This is a genomic window from Methylophilus sp. DMC16 (assembly GCF_056314045.1).
Map to the genome: position 1 here is coordinate 483,104 of NZ_JBQUZC010000001.1, position 25,137 is coordinate 508,240.

At 52.0% G+C, this 25,137-nt stretch carries 23 protein-coding genes; 13 read left to right on the top strand and 10 right to left on the bottom strand.

Annotated elements, in window-relative coordinates:
• The first annotated feature begins 4 nt into the window (after nt 1-4).
• The 7 genes from bamA to rnhB all read left to right on the top strand — a co-directional run bounded on the left by bamA (nt 5) and on the right by rnhB (nt 7,090).
• A complete protein-coding gene (gene bamA, locus ACT53D_RS02405; protein ID WP_476154317.1) occupies nt 5-2,326 on the top strand; it encodes an outer membrane protein assembly factor BamA in 2,322 nt (773 codons plus the stop codon).
• 51 nt (nt 2,327-2,377) lie between these two features.
• Nucleotides 2,378-2,878: an OmpH/Skp family outer membrane protein gene (locus tag ACT53D_RS02410; protein WP_275355704.1), complete on the top strand. Its 501-nt coding sequence runs from the start codon at nt 2,378-2,380 to the stop codon at nt 2,876-2,878.
• Nucleotides 2,879-2,966: 88 nt separating this feature from the next.
• The gene (gene lpxD, locus ACT53D_RS02415) at nt 2,967-4,028 is read left to right on the top strand and encodes a UDP-3-O-(3-hydroxymyristoyl)glucosamine N-acyltransferase (RefSeq protein ID WP_313988224.1); all 1,062 of its coding nucleotides are present in this window, start codon (nt 2,967-2,969) and stop codon (nt 4,026-4,028) included.
• Nucleotides 4,029-4,036: 8 nt separating this feature from the next.
• The gene (fabZ, locus tag ACT53D_RS02420; protein WP_194748091.1) at nt 4,037-4,501 is read left to right on the top strand and encodes a 3-hydroxyacyl-ACP dehydratase FabZ; all 465 of its coding nucleotides are present in this window, start codon (nt 4,037-4,039) and stop codon (nt 4,499-4,501) included.
• A 40-nt stretch (nt 4,502-4,541) separates the two neighbouring features.
• On the top strand, nt 4,542-5,321 hold the full coding sequence (gene lpxA, locus ACT53D_RS02425; RefSeq protein WP_313988222.1) for an acyl-ACP--UDP-N-acetylglucosamine O-acyltransferase: 780 nt from the start codon (nt 4,542-4,544) through the stop codon (nt 5,319-5,321).
• A gap of 12 nt (nt 5,322-5,333) precedes the next feature.
• On the top strand, nt 5,334-6,497 hold the full coding sequence (gene lpxB / locus ACT53D_RS02430) for a lipid-A-disaccharide synthase (RefSeq protein ID WP_194748087.1): 1,164 nt from the start codon (nt 5,334-5,336) through the stop codon (nt 6,495-6,497).
• A 5-nt stretch (nt 6,498-6,502) separates the two neighbouring features.
• Nucleotides 6,503-7,090, top strand: coding sequence for a ribonuclease HII (gene rnhB, locus ACT53D_RS02435; RefSeq protein WP_313988218.1), 588 nt, complete (start codon nt 6,503-6,505; stop codon nt 7,088-7,090).
• 76 nt (nt 7,091-7,166) lie between these two features.
• Here the strand turns inward: rnhB and fdxA are convergent, their stop codons facing one another.
• From fdxA to ACT53D_RS02470, 7 genes are all read right to left on the bottom strand, one after another.
• Nucleotides 7,167-7,490, bottom strand: coding sequence for a ferredoxin FdxA (gene fdxA, locus ACT53D_RS02440; protein WP_194748085.1), 324 nt, complete (start codon nt 7,488-7,490; stop codon nt 7,167-7,169).
• Nucleotides 7,491-7,591: 101 nt separating this feature from the next.
• A complete protein-coding gene (cysN, locus tag ACT53D_RS02445; protein WP_476154320.1) occupies nt 7,592-8,866 on the bottom strand; it encodes a sulfate adenylyltransferase subunit CysN in 1,275 nt (424 codons plus the stop codon).
• Between the two features lies 1 nt (nt 8,867).
• Nucleotides 8,868-9,797: a sulfate adenylyltransferase subunit CysD gene (gene cysD, locus ACT53D_RS02450; RefSeq protein WP_194748082.1), complete on the bottom strand. Its 930-nt coding sequence runs from the start codon at nt 9,795-9,797 to the stop codon at nt 8,868-8,870.
• Between the two features lie 83 nt (nt 9,798-9,880).
• Nucleotides 9,881-10,639, bottom strand: coding sequence for a phosphoadenylyl-sulfate reductase (locus tag ACT53D_RS02455; RefSeq protein WP_275355696.1), 759 nt, complete (start codon nt 10,637-10,639; stop codon nt 9,881-9,883).
• A complete protein-coding gene (locus ACT53D_RS02460) occupies nt 10,636-11,253 on the bottom strand; it encodes a DUF934 domain-containing protein (RefSeq protein WP_476145582.1) in 618 nt (205 codons plus the stop codon). The genes ACT53D_RS02455 and ACT53D_RS02460 overlap by 4 nt, the downstream gene beginning before the upstream one ends.
• Nucleotides 11,253-12,917, bottom strand: a complete 1,665-nt coding sequence (locus ACT53D_RS02465; RefSeq protein ID WP_476154323.1) for a nitrite/sulfite reductase — start codon at nt 12,915-12,917, stop codon at nt 11,253-11,255. The genes ACT53D_RS02460 and ACT53D_RS02465 overlap by 1 nt, the downstream gene beginning before the upstream one ends.
• Nucleotides 12,918-12,958: 41 nt before the next feature.
• Nucleotides 12,959-13,729 (bottom strand): sulfite exporter TauE/SafE family protein, encoded by a 771-nt coding sequence (locus ACT53D_RS02470; protein ID WP_194748074.1) that lies wholly within the window; start codon nt 13,727-13,729, stop codon nt 12,959-12,961.
• Nucleotides 13,730-13,834: 105 nt separating this feature from the next.
• Here ACT53D_RS02470 and ACT53D_RS02475 point away from each other — a divergent pair, with 105 nt between their 5' ends.
• The 6 genes from ACT53D_RS02475 to ACT53D_RS02500 all read left to right on the top strand — a co-directional run bounded on the left by ACT53D_RS02475 (nt 13,835) and on the right by ACT53D_RS02500 (nt 20,374).
• Nucleotides 13,835-14,761 carry a CysB family HTH-type transcriptional regulator gene (locus ACT53D_RS02475; RefSeq protein WP_476154325.1) on the top strand — a complete coding sequence of 309 codons (927 nt, stop codon included), beginning with the start codon at nt 13,835-13,837 and terminating at the stop codon, nt 14,759-14,761.
• Between the two features lie 71 nt (nt 14,762-14,832).
• Nucleotides 14,833-15,375, top strand: a complete 543-nt coding sequence (locus ACT53D_RS02480) for a DUF302 domain-containing protein (protein WP_476154327.1) — start codon at nt 14,833-14,835, stop codon at nt 15,373-15,375.
• Between the two features lie 230 nt (nt 15,376-15,605).
• The gene (locus tag ACT53D_RS02485) at nt 15,606-17,093 is read left to right on the top strand and encodes a helicase HerA-like domain-containing protein (protein ID WP_476154329.1); all 1,488 of its coding nucleotides are present in this window, start codon (nt 15,606-15,608) and stop codon (nt 17,091-17,093) included.
• A gap of 24 nt (nt 17,094-17,117) precedes the next feature.
• Nucleotides 17,118-18,761 carry a formate--tetrahydrofolate ligase gene (locus ACT53D_RS02490; RefSeq protein WP_476154331.1) on the top strand — a complete coding sequence of 548 codons (1,644 nt, stop codon included), beginning with the start codon at nt 17,118-17,120 and terminating at the stop codon, nt 18,759-18,761.
• 10 nt (nt 18,762-18,771) lie between these two features.
• A complete protein-coding gene (locus ACT53D_RS02495; RefSeq protein WP_338654617.1) occupies nt 18,772-19,329 on the top strand; it encodes an IMPACT family protein in 558 nt (185 codons plus the stop codon).
• Nucleotides 19,330-19,369: 40 nt separating this feature from the next.
• Nucleotides 19,370-20,374 (top strand): AI-2E family transporter, encoded by a 1,005-nt coding sequence (locus tag ACT53D_RS02500; RefSeq protein ID WP_275355687.1) that lies wholly within the window; start codon nt 19,370-19,372, stop codon nt 20,372-20,374.
• 331 nt (nt 20,375-20,705) lie between these two features.
• Here the strand turns inward: ACT53D_RS02500 and ACT53D_RS02505 are convergent, their stop codons facing one another.
• The 3 genes from ACT53D_RS02505 to acpA form a co-directional block, all read right to left on the bottom strand.
• Nucleotides 20,706-21,953, bottom strand: a complete 1,248-nt coding sequence (locus ACT53D_RS02505; protein WP_476154333.1) for a cytochrome-c peroxidase — start codon at nt 21,951-21,953, stop codon at nt 20,706-20,708.
• An 81-nt stretch (nt 21,954-22,034) separates the two neighbouring features.
• Entirely contained in the window at nt 22,035-22,655 is a 621-nt protein-coding gene (locus ACT53D_RS02510; RefSeq protein WP_476154335.1) for a hypothetical protein, read from the bottom strand.
• A gap of 70 nt (nt 22,656-22,725) precedes the next feature.
• A complete protein-coding gene (gene acpA / locus ACT53D_RS02515) occupies nt 22,726-24,816 on the bottom strand; it encodes an acid phosphatase (protein WP_476154337.1) in 2,091 nt (696 codons plus the stop codon).
• Between the last annotated feature and the right edge of the window lie 321 nt (nt 24,817-25,137).

The following is a 25,137-nucleotide window of genomic DNA, read 5'->3' on the forward strand; positions in this document are numbered from 1 at the left end:
GTTAATGAGAATAAAATCAAGTTCCAAATTGTGGTTGGGTTTGTTAGCTGGGGTGATGCATTTCAGCGCTTACGCCACAGAACCGTTTGTCATTTCAGATATCCGCGTTGAAGGTTTGCAACGCACTGAGGCGGGGACTGTATTTAACTACCTGCCCATGCAGGTGGGCGATGTCATGAGTGATGAAAAAGCTGCGCAAGCGATTAAATCCCTCTATGCCACCGGATTTTTCAAGGATGTGCGTATTGAAAATGAAGGCGATGTTCTGGTTGTCACCGTTCAGGAACGCCCCTCTATCTCACAAATTGATTTTAGCGGAAACAAATCGTTTCAAACGGACAAAATCAAAGAGGGCCTGAAGCAGATCGGCATTGCCGAAGGGCAGATTTTTGATAAAGCCCAGTTAGATCGCGCCGAACAGGAAATCAAGCGCCAGTATCTGTCACAAGGCAAGTACAGCGCAGAGGTTAAAGCCACGGCAAGTCCGCTGGAGCGTAACCGCGTCGCTATCCGCTTTGAGATTACCGAAGGCCCTGCAGCCAAAATCCGCGATATCAATATCGTGGGTAATCATTTGTTTACCACGCAGGATTTGCGTGCAAACTTTCAACTGACGACCCCAAACTGGATGAGCTGGTGGAACAAGGATGACCAGTATTCCAAGCAAAAGCTGACGGCGGACCTGGAAGCCTTACGTTCGTTTTACATGAATCAGGGCTATCTGGAGTTTGCGATTGATTCCACCCAAGTTTCCATTTCGCCAGACAAGAGGGACGTGTATATCACCATCAATATCACCGAGGGTGATAAATACAATATCAGCAAAACCAAGCTGGCTGGCGAGACATTGCTGCCAGAAGACGATCTGCGCAAACTGATTAATATTCAGGATGGCGAAGTATTCAATCGCCAAAAAGTCACCGACGCCAGCAAAAACATCAATGACAAGCTGGGCGAAGAAGGCTATGCCTTTGCTAATGTCAATGCTGTGCCCGAGATCAACAAGCAAGAGCATACTGTTGCATTTACCTTCTTTGTTGATCCCGGCCGTAAAGTTTATGTCAGACGGATTAACGTACAAGGCAACACACGTACGCGTGACGCGGTGGTCAGACGCGAGATGCGTCAACTAGAGTCTGCCTGGTATGCAGGCGATAAAATCAAGCGTTCAAAAGAGCGTATCCAGCGCTTGAACTTCTTTGACACGGTCGAGCTGGAGACGCCTTCTGTCCCTGGCATCAATGATCAGGTCGATATGAACGTGACGGTTGCAGAAAAGGCCACCGGTAGTGTCCAGTTCGGTGCTGGTTTGTCCAGTAGCAGTGGCGTGATTCTGGGCTTCAACGTCAACCAGCCGAACTTCCTCGGCACCGGTAACCGTGTCGCGTTGGTGGTTAATACCAGTAACTACAATAAAACCTACTCGTTATCCTATACCAACCCATACTTCACCCCAGACGGGATCAGTCGTGGTTTTGATATTTACCGGCGTGATGTCAACACTGGTAATACCAATAGTAGTTTGTTAAATGTGGGTACCTATAGCAGCCGTTCTTATGGCGTGGGTGTTAACTTTGGTATGCCGCTGTCAGAAAGGGACTTTGTCAATGCCGGGCTGACGCTAGACTTTACCAATGTCAGCTTGAGTAGCAGCAGTCCGATCCAATACATTAACTTCTGCGGTAATACCAGTGGCTGTGACAGCAACTCCTTAGTGGCCAATGCCAGCTGGACCTTTGACTCCAGGGACAGCATTCTTTTCCCACATCGCGGTGTGTTACAAAGACTCTCTGGCGAGGTCAGTGTGCCGGGGCTCAATCTGCAGTATTACAAAACCACTTACCAGCATGCCTGGTATAAAGAGTTAAATGATAACTTTACCTTCATGCTAAACGGGCAAGTTGGCTATGCGAACAGTTATGGTGGTAAAAACTATCCTTTCTTTAAAAACTTTTATCTGGGTGGTGTAAACAGTGTCCGCGGTTTTGTGAACTCTTCATTAGGCCCTAGAGGTATAAACCCAACGTCAGGTTCAACGTATGCGCTGGGCGGCACCAAAGAGGTTTTAGGCAATGCGGAATTGTTTATGCCAGTGCCGTTTGTCACCCAGTCTAGTCAGTTCCGACTGAGCGTGTTCTTGGATGCGGGGGGAGTTTACGGGCAAGATGATCCGATTAACTCGGAATATTTGCGGTTCTCAACCGGTGCAGGCGTGACCTGGGTGTCGCCATTTGGACCGTTGAAATTGGTACTGGCCAAGCCTTTGAATAGTAAAAGTTATGACAACACACAAGTGCTGCAATTCCAGTTTGGACAGCAGTTCTAACGCATGCTGTGTCAAATCACTCATCATGCTGGCGCGGAAAGGAGGACTCTCATGAGAAGCATCTGGTTTAGCGTGCTAGCGATTGTATTGTGTTGTGCTCATGCACAAGCCGCCGATTATTACAAAGTCGGGTATGTACAGGTGGACAAGCTTCTGCAAGAGGCACCGCAAACCGCCGAGACGGGTAAAAAGCTTGAAAAAGAGTTTAGTCCGCGCTCACTCGAGCTTGATAAGCTGCAAAAACAGATTCGTGAGTTGGAAACGCAGCTCGATCATGATCGTTCAAATTTGACTGAGTCAGATCGCCGCCTGAAAGAGCGTCAATTGAACAATTCACGCCTTGAATTTCAGAGCAAGCAGCGTGAATTGCGTGAAGATATTAATTTGCGCAAAAATGAAGAGCTGGCCTTGTTGCAAGAACGTATCAATAAAGCGGTGCAGACTGTGGCTGAGAACGAAGGCTATGATCTAGTCGCCTACAGTGGAGTTGCTTATGCCAGCAAGCGTATTGATATCACGGATAAAGTGCTGAAATTGCTAGGTAAAAAATAGAGATTTTGCCTGGCTTTGGGTTGTCCGCTGCTTAGTCATGTTGTTTTCGAGTTATTTTTCTAAAGTTGTTTTCTAGGGTTGTTTTTTTATGGCGCAACACTATACATTACAAGAGATTGTTGCGTCTCTGGGCGGTGAGCTATGGCTAGGCGAGCAGTCACAACATGCGAGCGCCCTGACCGTGTCTCGCATGGCTTCCTTGTCGCAGGCGCAGCCAGGCAGCATTGCTTTTTTTAACGATACCAAATATACACAATCCTTACAGGCCACCCAGGCATCTGCCATCATTTTACGGCCTGAGCATCAGCATTTAACGGCTCTGCCGTGTATTCTGACGGATAATCCTTATGCCTACTTCGCAAGGCTGTCCGCGCTATTGAATCCGCCGCGTACTTACCAGAACCAGATTCATGCAACCGCCGTGCTTGGGCAAGGGGTGCAGCATGGGTCCGAGTTAACCGTTGAGGCGCAGGTCTATATTGGTGACCGCGTTGTGCTGGGCGAAGGGGTCAGAATTGGTGCCGGTTGCGTGATCGAAGACGATGTAAGCATTGGTGCGCATACCGTGCTGGAACCGCGTGTGGTGGTCAAGCATGGCAGTAAGATTGGTAGCCATTGCCATTTGTTTTCTGGCTGTATTATTGGAAATGATGGCTTTGGTTACGCAGAAGCGCAGGGCGAATGGGTTAAAATACCGCAGATAGGCCGGGTAGTGATCGGAAATCACGTGGATGTCGGTGCAAATACCACAGTCGATCGCGGCGCTTTGGATGACACTGTGATTGCAGACGGTGTGAAGTTGGACAATTTAATACAGGTCGCCCATAATGTCCGCATTGGCGCGCATACGGTGATTGCTGGCTGCGTGGGCATCGCAGGAAGTGCAGTGATCGGTGAACATTGCAAAATCGGTGGCGCGGCCATGATTTTGGGCCATCTGCAGATTGCAGATGGTGTCACCATCTCGCCTGGTTCCATGATTATGCGCTCTATCCAGCAGGCAGGCACTTATACGGCGCTCATGCCATTCCAAAAACATGCAGACTGGTTGCGGACCGCGGCCAATATCCGGCATCTGGAACAATATCAGCTCAAGCTCAAGCAGCTTGAGCAAGCAATTAGCAATATACAGAGACATTCAAAAGATTGAGAGAGACTATGGCTGAGAACCCAATGAATAGCATGGATATTCATGAGATACTAGAACATTTACCGCACCGTTATCCGTTTGTGCTGGTTGACCGCGTACTGTCTATGGAGTTGGGTAAAGAGATCACCGCCGTCAAAAATGTTTCGGTCAACGAGCCTTATTTTCCAGGCCATTTTCCATACCACCCTGTGATGCCGGGCGTGTTGATTGTTGAGGCCATGGCACAGGCGGCAGCCATCCTGTCTTTTAAAACGATGGGTACCAAGCCGACCAATGACTCTGTGTATTATTTTGCTGGTATAGACAATGTGCGCTTTAAAAAGCCGGTGTCCCCAGGCGATCAGATCGTGCTCAATGTCAAAATTGACCGTATCCTGAAGGGCATCTGGAAATATGTCGCCGTGGCCAAAGTAGGAGACGAAGTGGTGGCCGAGGCCAACATGATGTGTATCCTGAAAGCCATTGAAAAATAACGATATGATACTGCGCTCATGAGGGCGTAGCAGGCGAAACATGCAAAGTTTGATTCATCCTACCGCAATTATTGATCCCAAAGCCGAGCTGGATAGCTCGGTCGAAGTGGGCGCGTATAGCACCATAGGTGCGGGTGTCCGTATTGATGCGGGTACCAAAGTCGCCTCACATGTGGTGATTGAAGGCCCCACCACCATTGGAAAGCATAACGAGATTTTTCAATTCTCGTCGCTAGGGGCAAAGCCACAAGACAAAAAATTCAAGGATGAGCCTACGCTGCTTGAAATCGGTGATCACAATGTCATCCGTGAGTTTTGTACCTTTAATCGTGGCACGGTTCAGGATAAAGGCACGACCAAAATCGGCAGCCATAACTGGATTATGGCCTATGTGCATATCGCCCATGATTGCATCGTTGGCAACCATACCATCATGGCGAATAACTCCTCGCTGGCAGGGCATGTCACTATTTATGATCATGCCATTCTTGGCGGCTTTACCTTAATCCACCAATATTGCCAGATCGGTGAGCATATTATTACCGCGGTTGGGTCTGTGGTGTTCAAGGATATTCCGCCCTATGTGACGGCAGCGGGGTATGACGCGCAGCCGCATGGGATTAATGCCGAGGGCCTCAAGCGAAGAGGCTTTAGTGCTGAGACCATACAGCAAATCAAGCGCGCCTATAAAGTGCTTTATCGTCAAGGCTTGTCGTTAGAAGAAGCAAAAGCGGCCTTGGCTGACATGGAAACATCCTGCCCGGAAATTGGCTTGATGACCCGTTTTCTCGCGCAGACCACGCGCGGCATTGTCCGTTAATTCACACACATTATGGCTAAGATTGCAATGGTGGCGGGAGAGGCCTCCGGAGACTTGCTGGGCTATCACTTGATTCAGGAGCTGAAAGCAGCGCAACCTGACGTCGAGATTTTTGGCATTGCGGGTCCTAAAATGATGAGCCTGGGTGCCAAATCCTTATTTCCGATCGAACGTTTATCGGTACGTGGCTATCTTGAAGTGCTCAAGCATCTGTGGGGCCTGCTCAAATTACGCCGCCAGTTGTACAAGCAGATTCTCACTGAAAAGCCCGATGTATTCATCGGTATTGATGCCCCAGACTTTAACTTTTGGCTGGAGCGTAAGCTCAAAGCCAAGGGCATCGCGACTGTGCATTATGTCAGCCCCTCTATCTGGGCGTGGCGTAAAAACCGGATTCACAAAATCAAGCGGGCGGTTTCACATATGCTGGCCTTGTTTCCGTTTGAGCCTGCGCTTTACCAGCAGGTTGGCGTGCCTGTCACCTATATCGGCCATCCTCTGGCGGATGCGCTACCGATGGAGCCGCCTGTTGAGCAAGCCCGCGAGAAACTCAAACTCAAAAAAGACACAGTGGTCATTGCGATGCTGCCTGGTAGTCGCCAGTCTGAGGTGACGTTTCATGCAGAACTTGTTCTGGAAACTGCGATTGTATTTGATCGCCTGATGCGTGAAAACGGCCAGCAAGCGCAGTTTCTGGTGCCATTGGTGACGCGAGAAACCCGTGATATTTTTACCAGTGCCTGGCACCAGTTATTAACGCAAAAACCTGAGACCAGCATAGATCTGCAAATCATGTTTGGTCACGCACATGATGCGATGACAGCCGCAGATGCGGTGCTGGTCGCCTCTGGCACGGCAACACTGGAAGCTGCGTTGCTCAAGAAGCCGATGGTCATTACCTACAAGATGTCTAATATGAGCTGGCAATTGCTTAAACGTATGCGTCTGCAGCCTTATGTTGGCTTGCCTAACATCCTGGCTGGTGAGTTTATTGTGCCTGAATTGCTGCAGGATGATGCGACTCCGGAGCGCATTGCGCAAACACTCTACAATCTGCTGGCTGATAAAGTTGGCTTGAGTGCGCTACAAGAAAAGTATCGCCATATTCACGCGCAGCTCAAGCAAAACAGCGCGCAAAAAGCAGCGGCTGTGATTAGACAATTTCTACAGGCTTAACTGCGATGCACATCCTGTGTGGTATTGATGAAGCAGGTAGGGGGCCTTTGGCTGGCGCAGTGTATGCCGCCGCAGTCATTCTGGATCCGTCCAGACCTATCGCAGGTCTGGCAGACTCGAAAAAGTTATCTGAGGCCAAGCGTGACGCACTGGCGATCACCATCAAACAACAGGCTTTGGCCTGGGGCATTGCCAGCGTCAGCGCGCAAGATATTGATCGGATCAATATCTTGCAGGCCAGTCTGCTCGCCATGCAACGCGCTTACCAGGCCATGTGCGACCAGTTTCATATACAGGCCACACTGATCCAGGTGGACGGTAATCGTAAACCTGTATTCCAGATCCCTTGTGAAGCCATTGTCAAAGGCGATAGCAAAGTGGCTGAAATTTCGGCAGCCTCTATTTTGGCCAAGACGGCCAGAGATGCTTCATTGCTGGAATTAGACGCGCAATATCCAGAGTATGGCTTTGCCCAGCATAAAGGCTATCCCACCGCGTTGCATCTTGAGCGCCTGGCCTTACATGGCGTCACGCCTGAGCACAGGCGTAGTTATGCACCGGTTAAAAAACTGCTCATAGCCATGGACATTTAAACACTTGGATGCCAGTCGCAATAAAAAAGCCGCTTTTTAAAAAGCGGCTTTTTTGTGACCTCAAGGCCAGAAAAGCTTATTCGACCAGCAGTTCAGTCTTGCCGGATTTGCCATTCATTTCATCGGCATTCGGCAAGGGTTCTTTGCGTGCGGTAATGGTCGGCCAGACTTTTGCCAGACGGGCATTGAGTTCGATAAAGTGCTGCTGGTTGGCTGGCACATCATCTTCAGAGAAAATCGCTTCTGCCGGGCATTCGGCCACACACAGCGTGCAGTCAATGCACTCATCCGGGTTGATTGCCAGAAAGTTAGGGCCTTCAACAAAACAGTCTACCGGGCACACATCTACGCAGTCGGTATATTTGCACTGAATACAATTTTCGGTTACTACATAAGTCATGTTTTAAATCCTTTGTGGGCTTTTAGGGCCAAAACGATATTTTATTGCAATTTAGCCAAATTGACGATGGATGGCTTTGTGGTACATCTGCTTGCGCTGGTTTAGACAATCATGCCTGCGCCAACCGTGTTGTTGGTGCTCTCGTCAATGACGATAAACGCGCCGGTGGCACGGTTTTTATCATAGCTGTCTACCATCAGCGGCTGCGCCAGCTTAAAGCTTACGCGGGCGATATCATTCATTTTGAGGTCAGTAGTCGCCTGTTGCTCCAGCGTGTTGACGTCCACCTTGTATTGAATGCTGCCGATTTTCGCTTTGGATTCGCGTGTGGTGTGACGCACTATGTAAGTCCGTGCCGGCGACAATGGGGTTTCTGACAGCCAGCAGACATGTGCTTCAATGTGTTTGACGGCTTCAGGCGCTTGACTGGTTTTCACGATCATATCGCCGCGTGAGGTATCAATCTCATCTTCAAGCAGCAGGGTTACGCTTTGCTCCGTTTGCGCACGTTGCAGTTGCTCGGCACCCAGTTGAATTGCCTTGACTTTAGACTGGTAACCGTTCGGCAATACTGTGACCGCATCACCGACGGCGATTTCACCGGACTCAACGCGCCCCATAAAGCCACGAAAATCATGCAGGTCGGGATTGGCTGAGTCATGTGGGCGGCAGACAAACTGTACCGGGAAGCGGAAGGCTTCTGATGCCTCACTATTTGAAGCCGGGGCCGCTTCCAGCAGCTCCAGCAAGGTTTCGCCCTGGTACCAGTTCAGATTCTCCAGACGGTCCACCAGCATGTCACCATTGAGTGCAGACATGGGGATGAATTTGATGTCACGCGCTTGCGCCAGACCGATCTCGGTGGCGAATGCCGTGTAATCCGCCTTGATCTTGTCAAAGATGGCTTGGTCATAATTGACCAGATCCATCTTGTTCACTGCCACGACAATATGGGGAATGCCGACCAGATGCGCCAGATAACTGTGGCGGCGGGTTTGGGTCAGTACGCCTTTACGCGCATCGATCAGGATAATGGCCAGGTTAGCCGTTGATGCGGCGGTTACCATGTTGCGGGTGTATTGTTCGTGACCAGGGGCATCGGCGATGATGTATTTGCGGGTACCGGTGCTGAAATAGCGGTAAGCCACATCAATGGTAATACCTTGTTCGCGCTCGGCTTGCAAACCATCGGTCAGCAAGGAGAGATCCACGGCTTCCATACCGCGTTTTTTCGAAGTACGTTCAATGTTGTTGAGCGTATCTGCCAGGATGGTTTTAGTGTCATACAGCAAGCGGCCAATCAGCGTGCTTTTGCCATCATCCACGCTGCCGCAGGTCATGAAGCGCAGCAAAGAGTCGTTGTGTTGTGTTGTCATATTAGAAATAACCTTCTTTCTTACGCTGCTCCATCGAAGCCTCGGAAGTTTGATCGTCCAGACGCGTTGCGCCACGCTCGGTAATGGTGGTGGTGGCGGTTTCTACCACGATTTTGCTCACATCATCGGCATCAGAAATGACGGGCGCTGTACAGGTGACGTCACCGACGGTACGGAAACGTACCTGCATGTTGATGACTTCTTCACCGGCCTTGGGCTGGTTGATCAATTCGCCAGAAGTCAGCGGCACGTTGACCGGGAAAATCGCACCATGACGCATCACCACATCGCGCTGGTGGGCAAAGTAGATGCTAGGCAGCTCCAGTTTTTCACGCTCGATATATTGCCAGACATCCATTTCCGTCCAGTTCGAGATCGGGAAGGCGCGGATGTTTTCCCCTTTGTGCACACGGGCGTTGTACAGGTTCCATAATTCCGGGCGCTGGTTTTTCGGATCCCATTGGCCAAACTCGTCACGGAAGCTCATGATCCGTTCCTTGGCGCGCGCTTTTTCTTCATCACGGCGGGCGCCGCCAATGCAGCAGTCAAAACCGAACTCTTCAATGGCTTCCAGCAGGGTCACCGACTGATGTTTGTTGCGTGGCTCATCCGGCGTTTTCAGCACCACAGTGCCACGCTTCATGGAGTCTTCCACTGAACGCACAATCAGGCGCTCGCCTAGCTCGGCAGCGCGCTGGTCACGGAAATTGACCACTTCCTGATAGTTGTGACCGGTGTCGATATGCATGAGCGGGAAAGGGAAGCGACCTGGGCGGAAGGCTTTTTCTGCCAGACGCAAAATGCACAACGAATCCTTGCCGCCGGAGAACAGCAACACAGGGTTGGCGCACTGACCAGCCACTTCACGCAGGATATGAATGGCTTCAGCTTCGAGCCAGTCGAGATGTGATAAAGGTTGTTTCGTTGTCATCTTAATTTATTACCAATCAAATTTTTACCGCCGATCAACGTAGATACACGCTCATTACTGCTTTAACGTTTACCGGCAGTTAACTATTTCTTTACGTGCAAACCGCACTCTTTGCTGGTCGGATCTTCCCACCACCAGCGACCGGCACGGATATCTTCACCCATGGCGACGGCACGCGTACAAGGTGCACAGCCAATGCTGGGGTAAAACTGGTCATGCAGGGCGTTGTAAGGCACTTCATGCAACCGGATATAGGCCCAGACTTCTTTTTCTGTCCAGTCACTAAGCGGGTTGAATTTTTCCAGTTTGTTGCCTGCGTCAAATTCACGGACAGGCAAATTGCTGCGGGTGGTGGCTTGTTCAGCACGCATGCCGGTGATCCAGGCTTGTTTGCCAGCCAGTGCACGTTGCAGCGGCTCCACTTTGCGCATATGGCAGCAGGCCTTACGCAGTTCTATGCTGTCATAGAAAGCATTGATGCCCTGGGTACGCACATACTGTTCTACGGCTTCATGCTTGGGGAAAAACACCACCGGTTTGGTGGCATAGGTGTGCTCAACTTCGCCCATCAGGGTGTAGGTTTCTGCGGGCAGTCGACCTGTGTCCAGTGAAAAAATCTCGATGGGCAGGGCCTCTTTGGCGATCAGGTCAGTCAACACCATGTCTTCAGCGCCATAGCTATTGGCAAAAGTGATGGCCGCAAACTCTGCCGCAGCAGACTGAAGCAGGGCTACTACTTGGGCGCGCTTGGCCTGGACAGAAGCAACCAGGGCTTCTGTCAGCTCAGGGCGTGTCGCAGGATTGCTGGCTGCCGGTTTGAGCATGCTGACGCCGAAACTCATGCGCGCTGTATCCTTCTCCACACTGGCACATCACCTACCGCACCCTGATAGGGCTGGCTGAAGTCATTCAGGCTGGCCAGTGCATCTTCGGCCGAGCGGTCAGCACGAATTAAAAAGCTGGTGAAGCCTGCGCGCTTGTGAAAGAACAATTGATCACGCAATACATCGCCAATCGCGCGCAATTCGTTTTTAAACCCATAACGCGTGCGTAGCCAGTTGCCCAAGGTGAAAATGCGGCCATCGGCAAAGCGTTCCACATAAATCGCAATGATTGGCAAGGTATTCAAATCTGCAAATTCGGCTTGCAGTGTCTCGGCGGTTTCGTTGGTGGCCAGCACAATGCCGAGCTCACCAGCTGCCAGGCGCGCTTGCAACTCTGTCTTGCGGGCCTGCCAGACAGCGAGCGGCACCAGAATTTTGCCGGTGGCTGGTATCTGCGTATTGGCAATTTGTTCAGGACTATAGGTTTGCTCGCCAGTCAGTTTGAACAGCACGACTTTACCGGCCTGCTTGCGGACAGACTCTTCAGCCGGGGCCGGTGGGACCACGCGGGTCCAGGTATCTGCCACAATGCTGGCCTGGCCGTTGCTGCCCAGTTGAATTAATTGACTCATTATGCAGACTCCTTCTCAGCGTAGACGTGGGCCTTGAACGGCGCTACGCCCAAACGACGTACCGTGTCGATAAAACGCTCTTCGTCGCTACGCTCACGCACATAGACCTCAATCAGGCGTTTGACTACGCCTGGCATTTCTTCTGCCGAGAATGAAGGGCCGATCACGGTACCGATGCTGGCATCATTACCTTGCTTGCCACCAATGGTGACCTGGTACCACTCCGAACCATCCTTATCCACACCCAGAATGCCGATATGGCCGACATGGTGATGGCCGCAGGCATTCATGCAACCAGAGATATTGAGCTCAAGGTCACCGATTTCATACAGGTAGTCCAGATTGTCGAACTGCATCTGAATGGCTTCGGCAATCGGAATCGATTTGGCATTGGCCAGGCTGCAGAAGTCACCGCCAGGGCAGCAGATAATGTCCGTCAGCAAGCCGATGTTAGGCGTGGCCAGACCGGCTGCGCGGGCTTTTTCCCACACGGCAAACAGGTCGGACAATTGCACGTCGGCCAGGATCAGGTTTTGCTCGTGGGAGGAGCGCAGCTCGCCAAAACTGTAGGCATCGGCCAAGTCAGCCACCACGTGCATTTGCTCGCTGGTAATGTCCCCAGGCGCTTTGCCGTGTGGTTTCAGTGACAAGGTCACGGCGCGATAGCCTGTGACACGGTGCGCATGAACACAACGTTTGACCCAGGCAGCAAATGCCGGATTGCTGGCTACGGCAGCATCAAAAGAGGCATCATGCGCTGGTAATGTTTTGTATGGCATGGGCTCAAAGTAATGCGCCACTCGGTCTAGTTCGGCTTGAGTGATGGTGAGTGGACCGTCTTTGAGGTGGGCCCATTCCTCATCTACCTGGCGTCTGAATTCATCAATGCCCAGCGCCTTCACCAGAATCTTGATGCGGGCTTTGTAGATGTTGTCACGACGGCCGTGAATGTTATACACACGGATCACTGCTTCGCAGTAAGACAACACATGTTGCCATTCCAGATGTTCGCGAATCACGGTGCCCAGGATCGGTGTACGGCCCAAGCCACCACCCACCCAGACTTTGATCGCCATCTGGCCTTGTGCGTCTTTGTAAAATTCGAGGCCAATGTCATGCGCCTGCACAATCGCACGGTCTTGTTCAGTGCCTGAGACGGCAATCTTGAATTTACGTGGCAACAGGGCGAATTCAGGGTGGAAGGTACTCCACTGGCGCATGATTTCAGCAATGGCGCGCGGATCAATGATCTCGTCGGGCGCAATGCCGGCAAACTGGTCGGTCGTGATATTACGGATGCAGTTGCCTGAGGTTTGAATGGCGTGCATTTCTACCGTCGCCAGCTCAGCCAGAATCTCCGGGGTGTCTTCCAGTTTGGGCCAATTGAGCTGCAAGTTCTGACGGGTACTAAAGTGACCATAGCCACGGTCATAGCGCTTGGCAATGTCTGCCAGTTTGCGTAATTGTTTGCTGGACATGAGTCCGTAAGGTACGGCAATCCGCAGCATCGGTGCATGGCGCTGAATATACAGGCCGTTTTGCAGACGCAGCGGGCGGAACTCTTCATCCGTGAGTTCGCCTGCCAAATAGCGGCGGGTCTGGTCGCGGTACTGGGCGACACGTTCATTGACAATTTGTTGGTCTATAGGATCGTATTTGTACATGCTTGAGTCACTTTGTTCGCAAAAAGCGAAGAGGCAGTATTTTAATGGAAAACTAGCTTAAAGCCTACATAAATCAATATCATAGCCAAGGCAATACGTACCCAGTGTTCTGCAACACGTGAGCTCATATGGCTACCCAGGTAAATGCCCGGTATGGAACCGATCAGCAAGGTGCCGAGTAACTGGTAGTCTATGGTGCCCAGGGAGGCATGGCCTAGACCAGCCACCAGCGTTAGCGGGACGGCATGCGCAATATCACTGCCGACAATCGTGGTGATTTTCTCCTTGGGATATAACAGAATCAGCGCTGTTACCCCAAGCGCGCCCGCACCGACCGAGGTCAGCGTGACAAGTGCGCCCAGTACCACCCCGAGTAATACGGTGGCCGGGGGCACGTAATGGGCTGGAATCCATTCGTCTTTGGAGACTAAAGCGATTAATTTGTTGCGTAACAGCACGGCCGCTGAGGTCACCATCAAGGCAATGCCTAACCAGAATTTGATTGTGGATACCACTTCGCCTGACTGTAAATCCATGCTGTGCAAGGCCCAAAGGGTTAATAGAGACGCTGGAACGCTACCCATGGCCAAGCGTTTGACGATACGCCAGTCAATATTCCCCAGTTTGCCATGCGCAAAAATCCCCACAGATTTTGTGATCGAGGCATAGAGCAGGTCTGTCCCTACGGCGACGGCGGGCTTGATGTTATAAATAAGCAACAGAATCGGCGTCATTAATGAGCCGCCGCCAACGCCCGTCAGACCAACCAAAAAGCCCACGACAAAGCCTGCCAATATGTATCCGAATTCCATGAGGAGTATCTTGAAAAGTTAAGCGCGGCATCATAACAAGTTTTTAAGTGTTGATTTAATAATAAATTCTTCTATGATATAGCTTTTGGTTATAAAGGGTGATCTATGAAGTTTCACCAGTTACGGTATGTGCATGAGGTGGTGCGGCAGCATTTGAATATTTCTGCTGCCTCTGAGGCATTGCATACCTCCCAACCTGGGGTCAGCAAGCAAATCCAGCTGTTAGAAGAAGAGTTGGGATTGCAGATTTTTCAGCGTAATGGCAAACGCCTCATCGGCGTGACTGAGCCTGGCCGTAAAATTGTCGAGCTGGCCGCGCGTGTCATGCTGGACATGCAGAATATCAAACGGGTGGGCGACGAATACAGCCGCGAAGACAGTGGTGAACTGACCATTGCCACTACCCATACGCAAGCGCGTTATCGCCTGCCTGCTGCGGTCAAGCAGTTCATGGCGCAGTATCCCAATGTGAAATTGACGATTCATCAGGGCAACCCGTCGCAAGTCACCGAACAGGTTGCTGCCGGAGAAGCCGATATCGGCATTGCGACCGAGAACATCAGCAAGGATGACCGTTTGTCGTGCTTGCCATGCTACAGCTGGAACCGGTGCCTGGTCGTGCCGCCGCAACATCCCTTGCTGGAAAAGAAAACCATCAGCCTGAAAGATCTGGTCAACTATCCGCTGATCACCTATGACTTTGCCTTTACTGGCGGCACACTGGTGTCTAAAGTCTTTCACGATGCCGGTCTGCAGCCCAATGTGGTGTTTACGGCGATTGATGCCGACGTGATCAAAACCTATGTCAATCTGGGGCTGGGTATTGGGTTGATTGCCAATATGGCTTATGAGGAAACCCGCGATGCACCGCTAAAAAGCCTGGACTGCAGCCATCTATTTCCTGACAGTACCACCTATCTGGGCGTGCGCAGGGATGCTTTTTTGCGTGATTACATGCTTAACTTTATTACCATGCTGTCACCGCAATATGACAAGCGCAGTGTGCAACGGGCCTTGCATCAGGACTTGTGATGCGCGTCACATTGGTCTGCGTAGCGGCATGCTGTAATGCTGCATAGTCTTCACAGATAGAGAGGTCTTTCATGCGTTTTAGTCACCTCAAGGGGTGGTGTTGCCTCTGTTTTTTGATCCATTGCTCGGTTTGGGCCGCACCGGCGCATGTCCGTGTCATTGGTCATGGCATGCCAGATGTGGATCTCGATAACGCCATTTATGAAGTGCCGGTGCAGCCTGGCGTGAGTTATCAGGATCTGGTAGATAGCCTTAAATCGCTCTCTGAGGGCATGAATTTTGTAAACCCTGCCAACTTCCCGATTGGTGACCATATGAAACAGCGCGGCCAGGATCCGCAAGGCATCAAAGAAGTCCGCACCTTTTGTAACCTGAGCATGGGCACCGAAATTATCCTCGATCACCCCGAATTTCTGGTGTTTGCGCCTTGCCGCCTGGCCATTTATGAAAAGCCGGATGCGCACGGCAAGCGGCAACTTTATCTGGGGCTGGACAGACCCACGCATGACTTGAAAAATATCAAGCATCCCACTGCCAGGGCGCAAGCCTCGGCACAACAGCTTGAAAATGCCTTGATTGAGTTGATGGAAAAAGCCAGACGTGGGGATTTTTGATAGTTCTTACAAAAACATTTTTAAACACAGAGAACACAGAAGCCACAGAGGGAACAACATCAATCCGCTATGTTCTGATTTACTGTGGTGCACACTCATCGCTTTTCTCGGTGTTTTCTGTGGTTAAAAGTTTTTTAAACGATTTCTCATGTAAGGCAAAACAACAATCTTCCCCTTTTTAGAGCCATCCCCTATACTCAACTTAACTTTAATTGTTAAGAGTGCATTCCATGGTTCAACCTATGCTCATCGCAAAAAATAATGACATCGAAAGTGTGATGCTGCCCAAAATGGCCAACCGTCATGGCCTGATCGCCGGGGCTACCGGGACAGGTAAAACGGTCACTTTACAAAGCCTGGCGGAGCAGTTTTCGCGTATTGGTGTGCCGGTATTTATGGCTGATGTGAAGGGCGATTTGTCTGGCATGAGTCAGGTTGGCGGTGGCAACGCCAAGGTGGAGGCGCGTGTGCAGCAGCTGGCGCTGACTGGCTATGCGAATAAAGCATATCCAGTCATGTTCTGGGATATGTTTGGTGAAAAAGGCCATCCGGTGCGCACCACCTTGAGTGAGATGGGGCCGTTGCTGCTGGCACGCATGCTGAACCTTAATGAGGTGCAGGGCGGTGTCTTGAATGCGATTTTCAAAATCGCCGATGACAATGGCATGCTGCTACTGGATTTAAAGGATTTGCGCGCCATGGCGCAACATTGTGCCGAAAATGCCGCCACCTATCAGACCCAGTACGGCAATATTTCTACCGCCAGTGTTGGTGCCATTCAGCGTGCCTTGTTGCAACTGGAGACCGAAGGCGGCGATGTGCTGTTTGGTGAGCCGGCCTTGAATCTCGAAGACATGATGCAAACCGATGGCAAAGGATTGGGATTTATCAATATCCTCGCCGCTGACAAGCTGCTGAATTCGCCACGCGTGTATGCGACGCTTTTGCTGTGGTTGCTCTCCGAGTTGTTTGAAAAACTGCCTGAAGTCGGTGACCTGGAAAAGCCAAAACTGGTGTTTTTCTTTGATGAGGCGCATTTGCTGTTTAATGATGCGCCGACCATTCTGATGCAAAAAATCGAGCAGGTAGTGCGCCTGGTGCGCTCCAAAGGCGTGGGCGTCTACTTTGTGTCGCAAAACCCGCTGGATATTCCGGATGTGGTGTTGGGTCAATTGGGTAATCGGGTGCAGCATGCCTTGCGCGCGTTTACCCCGCGCGACCAGAAAGCGGTACAAGTGGCGGCTCAAACCTTTCGTGCCAATCCCAAGCTGGATGTTGCCACAGCGATTACCGAGTTAGGCGTGGGCGAGGCGCTGGTATCATTTTTGGATGAAAAAGGCGCGCCGACGCCGGTTGAGCGCGTGTTTGTCTGTCCACCCGAGAGCCGTGTGGGACCGGCGACCGATGTGGAGCGCAAGCAGGTGATGGCGCAGTCTCTGGTGGCGGGCGTATACGACAAGCTGGTGGATCGTGAATCTGCGTATGAGATTCTCAAACAGCGGGCAGAGCAGGCCAGTGCTGCGACGCAGGCACAACAACAGGAAGAAAGTTCAGGCTTTGATTTGGGCGGCATTCTGGGCGGTAAAACCAGCCGCTCAGACTCGGTGCTGGAGTCTGCGGCCAAATCAGCCGCGCGCGCCATCGGCTCACAACTGGGGCGGGCGATTATCCGTGGCGTGCTAGGCTCCATCATGGGGAATGGCAAAAGCAAGCGTTAACCGTGAAGTCAGTCAGGAAGAGACATGCTCAGTGATATCGCGATCGCCCAGGCCGCCACGCTAACGCCCATCGTTAACATAGCCAGCAAACTTGGGCTGGTGGCGGACGATGTGCATGCCTATGGTCAGCATATGGCCAAACTGACGCAGGCCACCGTCAACCGCTTGCAGGCGCAACCTGCCAAAGCCAAACTGATCCTGGTCACGGCGATCAATCCGACCCCGGCAGGCGAAGGCAAAACCACGACCACGATAGGATTGACCGATGCCTTGAATCAGGCCGGGTATCAGGCAATGGCCTGTTTGCGTGAACCCTCTTTGGGCCCGGTGTTTGGGATGAAAGGCGGGGCGACCGGCGGCGGCTACGCGCAGGTGGTGCCAATGGAAAATATTAACCTGCATTTTACCGGTGATTTTCATGCCATCAGTGCCGCCAATAATTTGCTGGCTGCCCTTGTAGATAACCATATATATCAGGGCAATGCGCTGCAGTTTGACACCGTCAGCTGGCGCCGCTGTATAGATATGAATGATCGCGCCTTAAGACGGCTCACGCTGGAAAATAATACCCATACCGGCTTTGATATCACCGTCGCCAGTGAGGTGATGGCCATTTTTTGCCTGGCGACCGATCTGGCCGATTTGACGTCTAGACTGGGAAGGATTCAGGTCGGCTTGAGTGCAGCAGGCAGCCCGATTCTGGCGAGTGACTTGCAGGCTGAGGGCGCCATGGCTGCCTTGCTTAAAGATGCTTTTCAACCCAATCTGGTACAGACCCTGGAAGGGTCGCCGGCGCTGGTACATGGGGGACCGTTTGCCAATATTGCCCATGGATGTAATTCTCTGGTGGCGACAAAGACCGCCTTGCGCCTGGCGGATTATGTGGTGACTGAAGCTGGCTTCGGTGCCGACCTCGGTGCAGAAAAATTCATGGATATCAAATGCCGCCAGTCTGGCCTGCGGCCGGATGTGGCGGTGATCGTTGCCACGGTGCGCGCCTTGAAATATCACGGGGGGGTGGATGTGGCGGACTTGAACCGCGAAAACCTTGCCGCTCTACAGGTAGGCGTGGCCAACCTTCGCAAGCATGTGACGAATTTACGCCAGCATTTCAATTTGCCGGTGGTGGTGGCGCTGAATCATTTTACCGCGGATACCGAGGCCGAAATCGCGTTAGTACAGGCAGCCGTGCAAGCCTTGGGCGCCAGTCTGCATGTCTGCCATCACTGGGCACAGGGCGGCGCCGGGGCGATTGCGCTGGCGCACGCGGTGGCTGACCAGGCCCAACAAGCATCGACGCCTTGGTTACTGTATGCAGACGATTTGTCCCTGACTGAAAAGCTAGACACCATTGCGCAAAAACTCTATGGCGCCAGCGGGGTGACCTTTAGTGCGCTGGCACAACAGCAACTTGCCCGTCTGGCAGAAGTCAGCCAGGGCTTGCAGGTGTGTGTCGCCAAAACGCAGTATTCGTTCTCGTGTGATCCCAAGTTGCGCAATGTGCCCGCGGATCATGCATTGCATGTGCGAGAGCTGCGTTTGTCGCGTGGTGCAGGCTTTGTCGTCGCTATCTGTGGAGACGTGATGACCATGCCCGGCTTGCCCAAACAGCCCGCCAGCAGCCGGATTAGCGTCGATGCAGATGGTAGAATACAGGGGTTATCCTGAAGTCTGTGTCATGCAAACGTTTAGCCAACTCGGTCAAGCCGATCAAACCATCAATAAATCCCGCTTTATCGCACGGGCCAAGCGCTGTGAAAACGAGCGCGAACTGGCCCTGTTTTTACGTCAGTTTGCCAGCGAACATCAAACTGCCGGCCACTTGGCGTATGCATTTCGCATGAAAACTCCTGAGGGCATGGTCGCGCGTTTTTCAGATGCCGGTGAGCCGGCAGGCACGGCGGGTAAACCCATCATGCAAATGCTGGATGGGCAGAATTATGTCAATTGCTGTGTGGCGGTGGTGCGCTATTATGGTGGCATCAATTTAGGCACTGGCGGTTTGGTGCGGGCCTATGGCGGCACGGCCAAACAGGCCATGGACCAAGCCGGAAGCATGCCTTTCGTCGAGATGGTGCAACTGAAGATCTCAACCAGTTATAAACGGGTAGATGAACTGACCCGCGAAGTACAAAAGTGCCAGGGCGAAATTCTGGACAAGCAGTTTGATGAGGCTGTGCATTTCCTGCTCAAGCTGCCCATGGATGCCGCCCAACAAATACGCGCCAAGTTTTAGTCGCGCAATAGACTGAACAACTGAGGAACCGGAGTTCGACGTGAACCAAACCCAACGACTGGATACTGCCACCTGTTTGCTCATGGTAGGGTTAATGTGGCTGGTATTGCAGGTGCAATTATTGCCCGCGTTACTGGTTGGCATGCTGGTGTTTGAGCTGATACATGTCATTTCGCCGCTCATTGCACGCAAATTGCCGGGTAAATATGCCAAATGGCTGGCAGTCATGCTGATTGCCACGCTAGTGATCGGCCTGCTGGTTGCCTTGGGCATGGGGATTGTAACGCTGATCCGCAGTGACAGCGGCGGTTTGGCCATGTTGTTTGATCAACTGGCTAAAATCATTGAAGACTCGCGCAAAGTGTTGCCGCCCTGGCTCAACGAGCGTTTGCCGGATGATGCGATTACCTTGCAGCAAACCGTGATTGAGTGGTTACGTTCACATTCGGCAGATTGGCAATTGCTGGGCAAGGAGGCCGGGCATCATCTGGCGCATATTCTGATCGGCATGGTGATCGGGGCCATGGTCGCCTTGCATGATGTGCAAACACACGGTAACCATAAACCGCTTGCGCAAAGCCTGCTCAATCGCATCACGCTGTTTGCGCTGGCGTTTAAAAATATCGTGTTTGCGCAGGTGAAAATTTCCGCGGTCAACGCCAGCCTCACCGCGATTTACCTGATCGTGATTTTGCCGTTGTGCGGTGTACATCTACCATTCACCAAGACCATGATTGCGATTACCTTTTTGGTTGGCTTGCTGCCAGTGGTGGGCAACCTGATGTCCAATACCGTGATTGTCATAGTCAGTACCAGTCATTCCTTTGTGATCGCCATGGGCTCGCTGGCTTTTCTCATCGTCATTCACAAGCTGGAATACTTTTTAAACGCGCGTATTGTTGGCGGGCAAATCCGCGCGCACGCCTGGGAGTTGCTGGTCGCCATGTTACTGATGGAGGCCACCTTTGGGCTGCCGGGCATCGTCGCTGCGCCGGTTTACTATGCCTACCTTAAAAGCGAGTGTCGGGCACGGGAGTGGGTTTAAGGACTGCAATGTCTGGATATTCGGTAAAAACATTAATCAGCCATGGCGGTCATGCTCACATTTGCCAGTCTGGCCTGGCGTGGTCGGAGGTTGAAACAGATGACCCGAACGGGCCATTGTGGCGGCTTAGTCAGGCAAGTATTCTACACACATCGCAAGGACACAAGAAATGACAGGGTTTAATCTAAAAGTATTATGGTTTGGATTGCTCATCCTGCTCATTGTCAGCATTTTGGATGCTTTTGTGTAATTGTGGCGTGTTTTTCAAGTTTAAAGTCTCTTTGGCCCCGACCCGTCGGGGCTTTTTCTTTTTGGGGATAGCGCGCTGCGATTATGGTGCTCTGGCCAGGCGGCTGCCAGTGCGCGCTTCATCGTTGAGCGTTTTTAAAAAGGCCACAATCGCGTCGATCTCCTTTGCATCCAGCGGGGCAGGGTCACCGGGCTGTTGGCCAAACGGGGCTTTCATCTCGATATTGTCTTGATACTTTTCTGGCAGGTCATTGAATTTGAGGCGCTTGCCGGTACGGTCATGCGGATACCATTTTTCTGGCGCGGTATCGCGTTCGGCATAAAAGCGCACGGCATCTCTGAGGGTGTGTACCACGCCATTATGAAAAAAGCTTTTTTTGCGCGCCACATTGCGCAGCGTCGGCACCTTAAACAAGCCACAGTACTCTGCATTCAAATCCTGTCTGGCCGGGCCGCACAAGCCGAGGTCGTAATAGTGCCGGTCATGATTTTGCGCGATGTGTGGATTGCGTGGCAGACCCAGCGCAGCATAGCCATGATCGGTAAATTGCGGCAGGGCACCATGGACGACTGCTGCCTGGTGGCAACTGGCACAGTTGCCTTTGTTGGGATCCATAAATAAACGCAGGCCTTTTTCTTCCAATGGGGTAAAGCGGGCCTGGCCTTGCATGACGTGATCAAACTTGCTGGAATAGGGCGCAAATTCTGTCGCGTCTTGCTGGTAGGTTTGCAGCGCCAATAAAACCGCATCCGTGATGGCGGCGTCGGATTGCAAGCTGGCCGTGCCAAACAACTGGCTGAACGTCTGGGGATAAGCCTTGCGTATTCTTTTGGCCAGCAGGGTCGGTGTCGAGGCCATTTCATTGCATGAAAACAAAGGGATTTTTGCTTGCTCGGCCAGTGTATTAACGCGGCCATCCCAGGTAAAACCGCCTGCCGGACCATTATCCAGGCCAGGCTGTAAGCCCTCATCTTCCGTGTAGTGTTCTGTGAAAGGCGGGGTGGATTGCAAGTACATTAGGGTAGGCACTGCCCGCGTCCCCATTAACTGCATATGGTCACCGCCCTTTTGAACCGGCTGCGGGTTGCCTGGCGTAAACGCGTGCTGGGCCTGATGGCAGCTGGCGCAGGATAATTTGTCCGAAGCCGATAGTTGCGCATCATGAAACAGACGTTTACCCAGCGCCGTCAATGCCTGTGTGCGTGAGGCGGGTGACAGCGTATTGGCCGTCTGGGGTTCTTGCGTTTGAGAAGGTACTAAGGCTTCATCTTCCTGAGCTGTCAATTGCAAAGAAGAGAAGCAAAGCACGGTCAGCAATAATGTTTTCAAGTTGAGCATGGCTGTGAATGAGGTGAGTAAAAAAGCGGATAAACAGGCTGCTCATCCGCTTTGTTGGGCACAAAAATGTGATTATTTGGACTGGCGTCTGCGCAGCATCAGGCCAGTCAAGCCCAGGCCGGCCAGCATCATCGCAGTGTTGCTGGCTTCTGGGACTGCAGCGGCGGTTACGCGTACAGCCGTGCCGGACAGCGCGCTGATGGTCACACCTGCATCGGTACTTTGGAACATATTGCTGGTACTGGCGGCATCTTGTGTGTCAACCAGTGCACTGTAGCCAGTCGCGCCAAATTGACCGGAACCAAAGATGATGTCATAGCTGCCTGCGGCCAGATGAACGGTGCTGCCCAGTGAAGCGAGTTGATCGCCACCGGTCGCTGCAAAGACGGTATGTGCCAGGCTGTTGGCGGCCAGGGTGCTGCTATTCCAGTCACCGGCTTTGACGATCGCCCCAAAGATATTGCCATCGGAGAATTGGCTGAAGTTACCGCCAATGTAGGAAATATCCATGCTGCTGCTCAAGGTGAGGCGTACACCCAGATAATCCGTGTTATCGATGATGTAATTACCGAAAGCGGCAGATTCGCTCACATAGTCAGCACTTGAAAACACGATGGTAGGGGTGGCCGCAACACTGTTGTTGGATGCGAAGGTGAAGGCCAGCAGGGTGGCAAAGCCCAAAGATTTGATCATGATTCTTCTCCAGAAGTTAAGATTCAGTCAGCGCAATTGGGATACCCAACTGCGCCGTATGTTGTAATGATTAGAATGCCAGGGCGTTGGTCAGGTCGCCCATGATGTTGGCACCATGGCTTTGCAAGCTTTCATCACGCTTTTTCAGGCCGTCCAATGGCGGCAGTGAGTAGCGGTGTGTGATAAAACGCAAGGCAGAACCGGTGTCATACTGGGTATGATCGACGGCGCCTTTTTTGGCAAAAGGTGAAATGATCAAGGCCGGAATACGTGTGCCTGGCCCGATCAAATCGCCTTTTGGGGGCACGGCATGGTCAAACTGGCCGCCAAATTCATCATAGGTAATCAATACCAGGGTGTTATTCCATTGCGGGCTGTTTTGCAACTGGGTGATGATGGTCATCACTTCATCATCCGCATTGCTGACGTTGGTATAGCCTGGGTGCTGGTTCAGGTTGCCAATCGGTTTATAGAACGACACGGCTGGCAAGGTGCCTTGTGTAATGTCATTCAACAAATCTGCACGGTCTTGCAAGTGGCTGTTACGGTAGGTGCCATGGACCACTGGGTCAAAATTTGCATAGTAGTTAAATGGCTGGTGATGAGCCTGGAAGTCGCCATGGGTCGCATCTGCCACGCCAAAGCTGTTTGACTTGTAGACATTGCTGCGATCATTGACCGCATCGCTCCAGCCGCCTGAGTACCATTTCCAGCTGATTTGTTTGCTATCCAGCAGGTCTGCAATGGTGGTGATGGTTTGTGCTGGCAAGGTGGTCGAAGCCGATGGGTTGGCGTACAGCAACTGGTTACCTGAGGCACTGGTCACCGGCGCATTGCCACTGGGTTGGAACGGTGGCTGCATGGTGTTCACGGCGCGATAGCCGTCACCCGCACCAAAGTAGTCCAATGGAGCAATATTGCCGCTCTTGAATGAGGTGTTGGTCGCGTTGGTGCCAATCGCAGAGGCGCTCATGGAGCTGTTGCGGGCCAATTGTGGCACGCCGTTGACTGGGGTAGTCAAGACGTTGAGAGAAGCTTTGTTATTGGCGACGGTATCAGCGGAAATTGCCGGTGCGCAAGCGCAGACCAGATACTGGTGGTTCAAGAATGAACCGCCGTATGCGGCCTGGTAAAAGTTATCTGCCAGGGTGTACTTTTTCGCCAGCCCCCACAGTTGCATTTTGCTACCATCAAAATAACCCATGGATAAACCACCGGCATCACTAAAGGCCGCATAAAGGTTATTCTGGCCGCCATTGATTTGCATGGCGTTCTCAAAAAAGCGGTGATACAGATCGCGGGTGATGTTGTTACCAGTCACCATGCCATAGCCAAACTGGTCACTCGTGGCATCGACCTGAAAGGGCGCATTGGGCCACACCCCAGTGGTTTGTGCCTGGGTGATGGTCTGGCCAGCGGTGTTTTTCTGGCCATTGGCCAGCATGCCACCCCAAGCCGGTGGCAAGGTGGTCAGCGTCGTGGTGTAGTCTCGGTCTACCTGTTTGATCGCTTTAGCTTGCGGTGTATTCAGGCCGTTGGCGCCTGGATATTTGCCAAACAGATTGTCAAAACTGCGGTTTTCGAGGTAGATCACGACAAAATGCTCGATTTTGTCCAGATTTAGACGGTTGCTCAGCGCTTTATTCAGATTGCCTTTGCTGCCAGCCTCACGCACCGCTTCGGCAAGGCGATTTTGCAGCTCATCGTTTTCGGTCATCAGGCTGTCAAGGTCGGCGCCAGTGCTCGTTTGTGTGAAGTCAGCTTCGAGCTGTGATCCGCTGACGTGTAGTCTGGCGGCCAGACGATCGCGTGCGGTCATGTAATCAAGATTGCTGCCTTCCATGAGCGCCAGGATTTCGGTGCTCAACGCACTGACAACGGTCGTGTTTTCGGCAGCTGCGCGGTACACAGACTTCCCTGCTTGCGCCACCAGAGCACCATGGCCTGCCAGGTTAAACTCGCCGTTGGCATTGGTCTGTGTGCTGACTTCACCGCTGTCACAGCGAGCATTCAGGTTGGCGTCAATGCAAACCAGGGTATTGGCAAGCTTGGCGCCATGCAAGCCGATCACAACACCAGAGGTGCTGGCCGCGGCGAAAGCTGGTCCGCTTAAGGCCATCCATACTGCAGCAGAAATTGGTAACAAACGAAAAAAATTCATAAATCATCCCCATATCAAGAGCACAAGAACAATTCTTGAGCCCGGAAATCGTAACCTGGCTGTGTAACAGGCATTCAGTGGTCCTGCGCCCGAAACGTAGCTCATCATGACTAGTGGGCGTGATGGTTTTATGAAGGTTGCGTGAACCCAACACTGGCTTACATTTTTTAATGTTTTAGGGGGTGTTGAACAGCTTAAAACTAGTCAGGCATGTCACATAAATTTCATGTTTCCGTAACCTGTCTGACACAGAGTTTTTCAAGAATGCATGGGCTAACACAAGCAAATGACTTGTGACATGACAAGCACTTAACCGTGTAC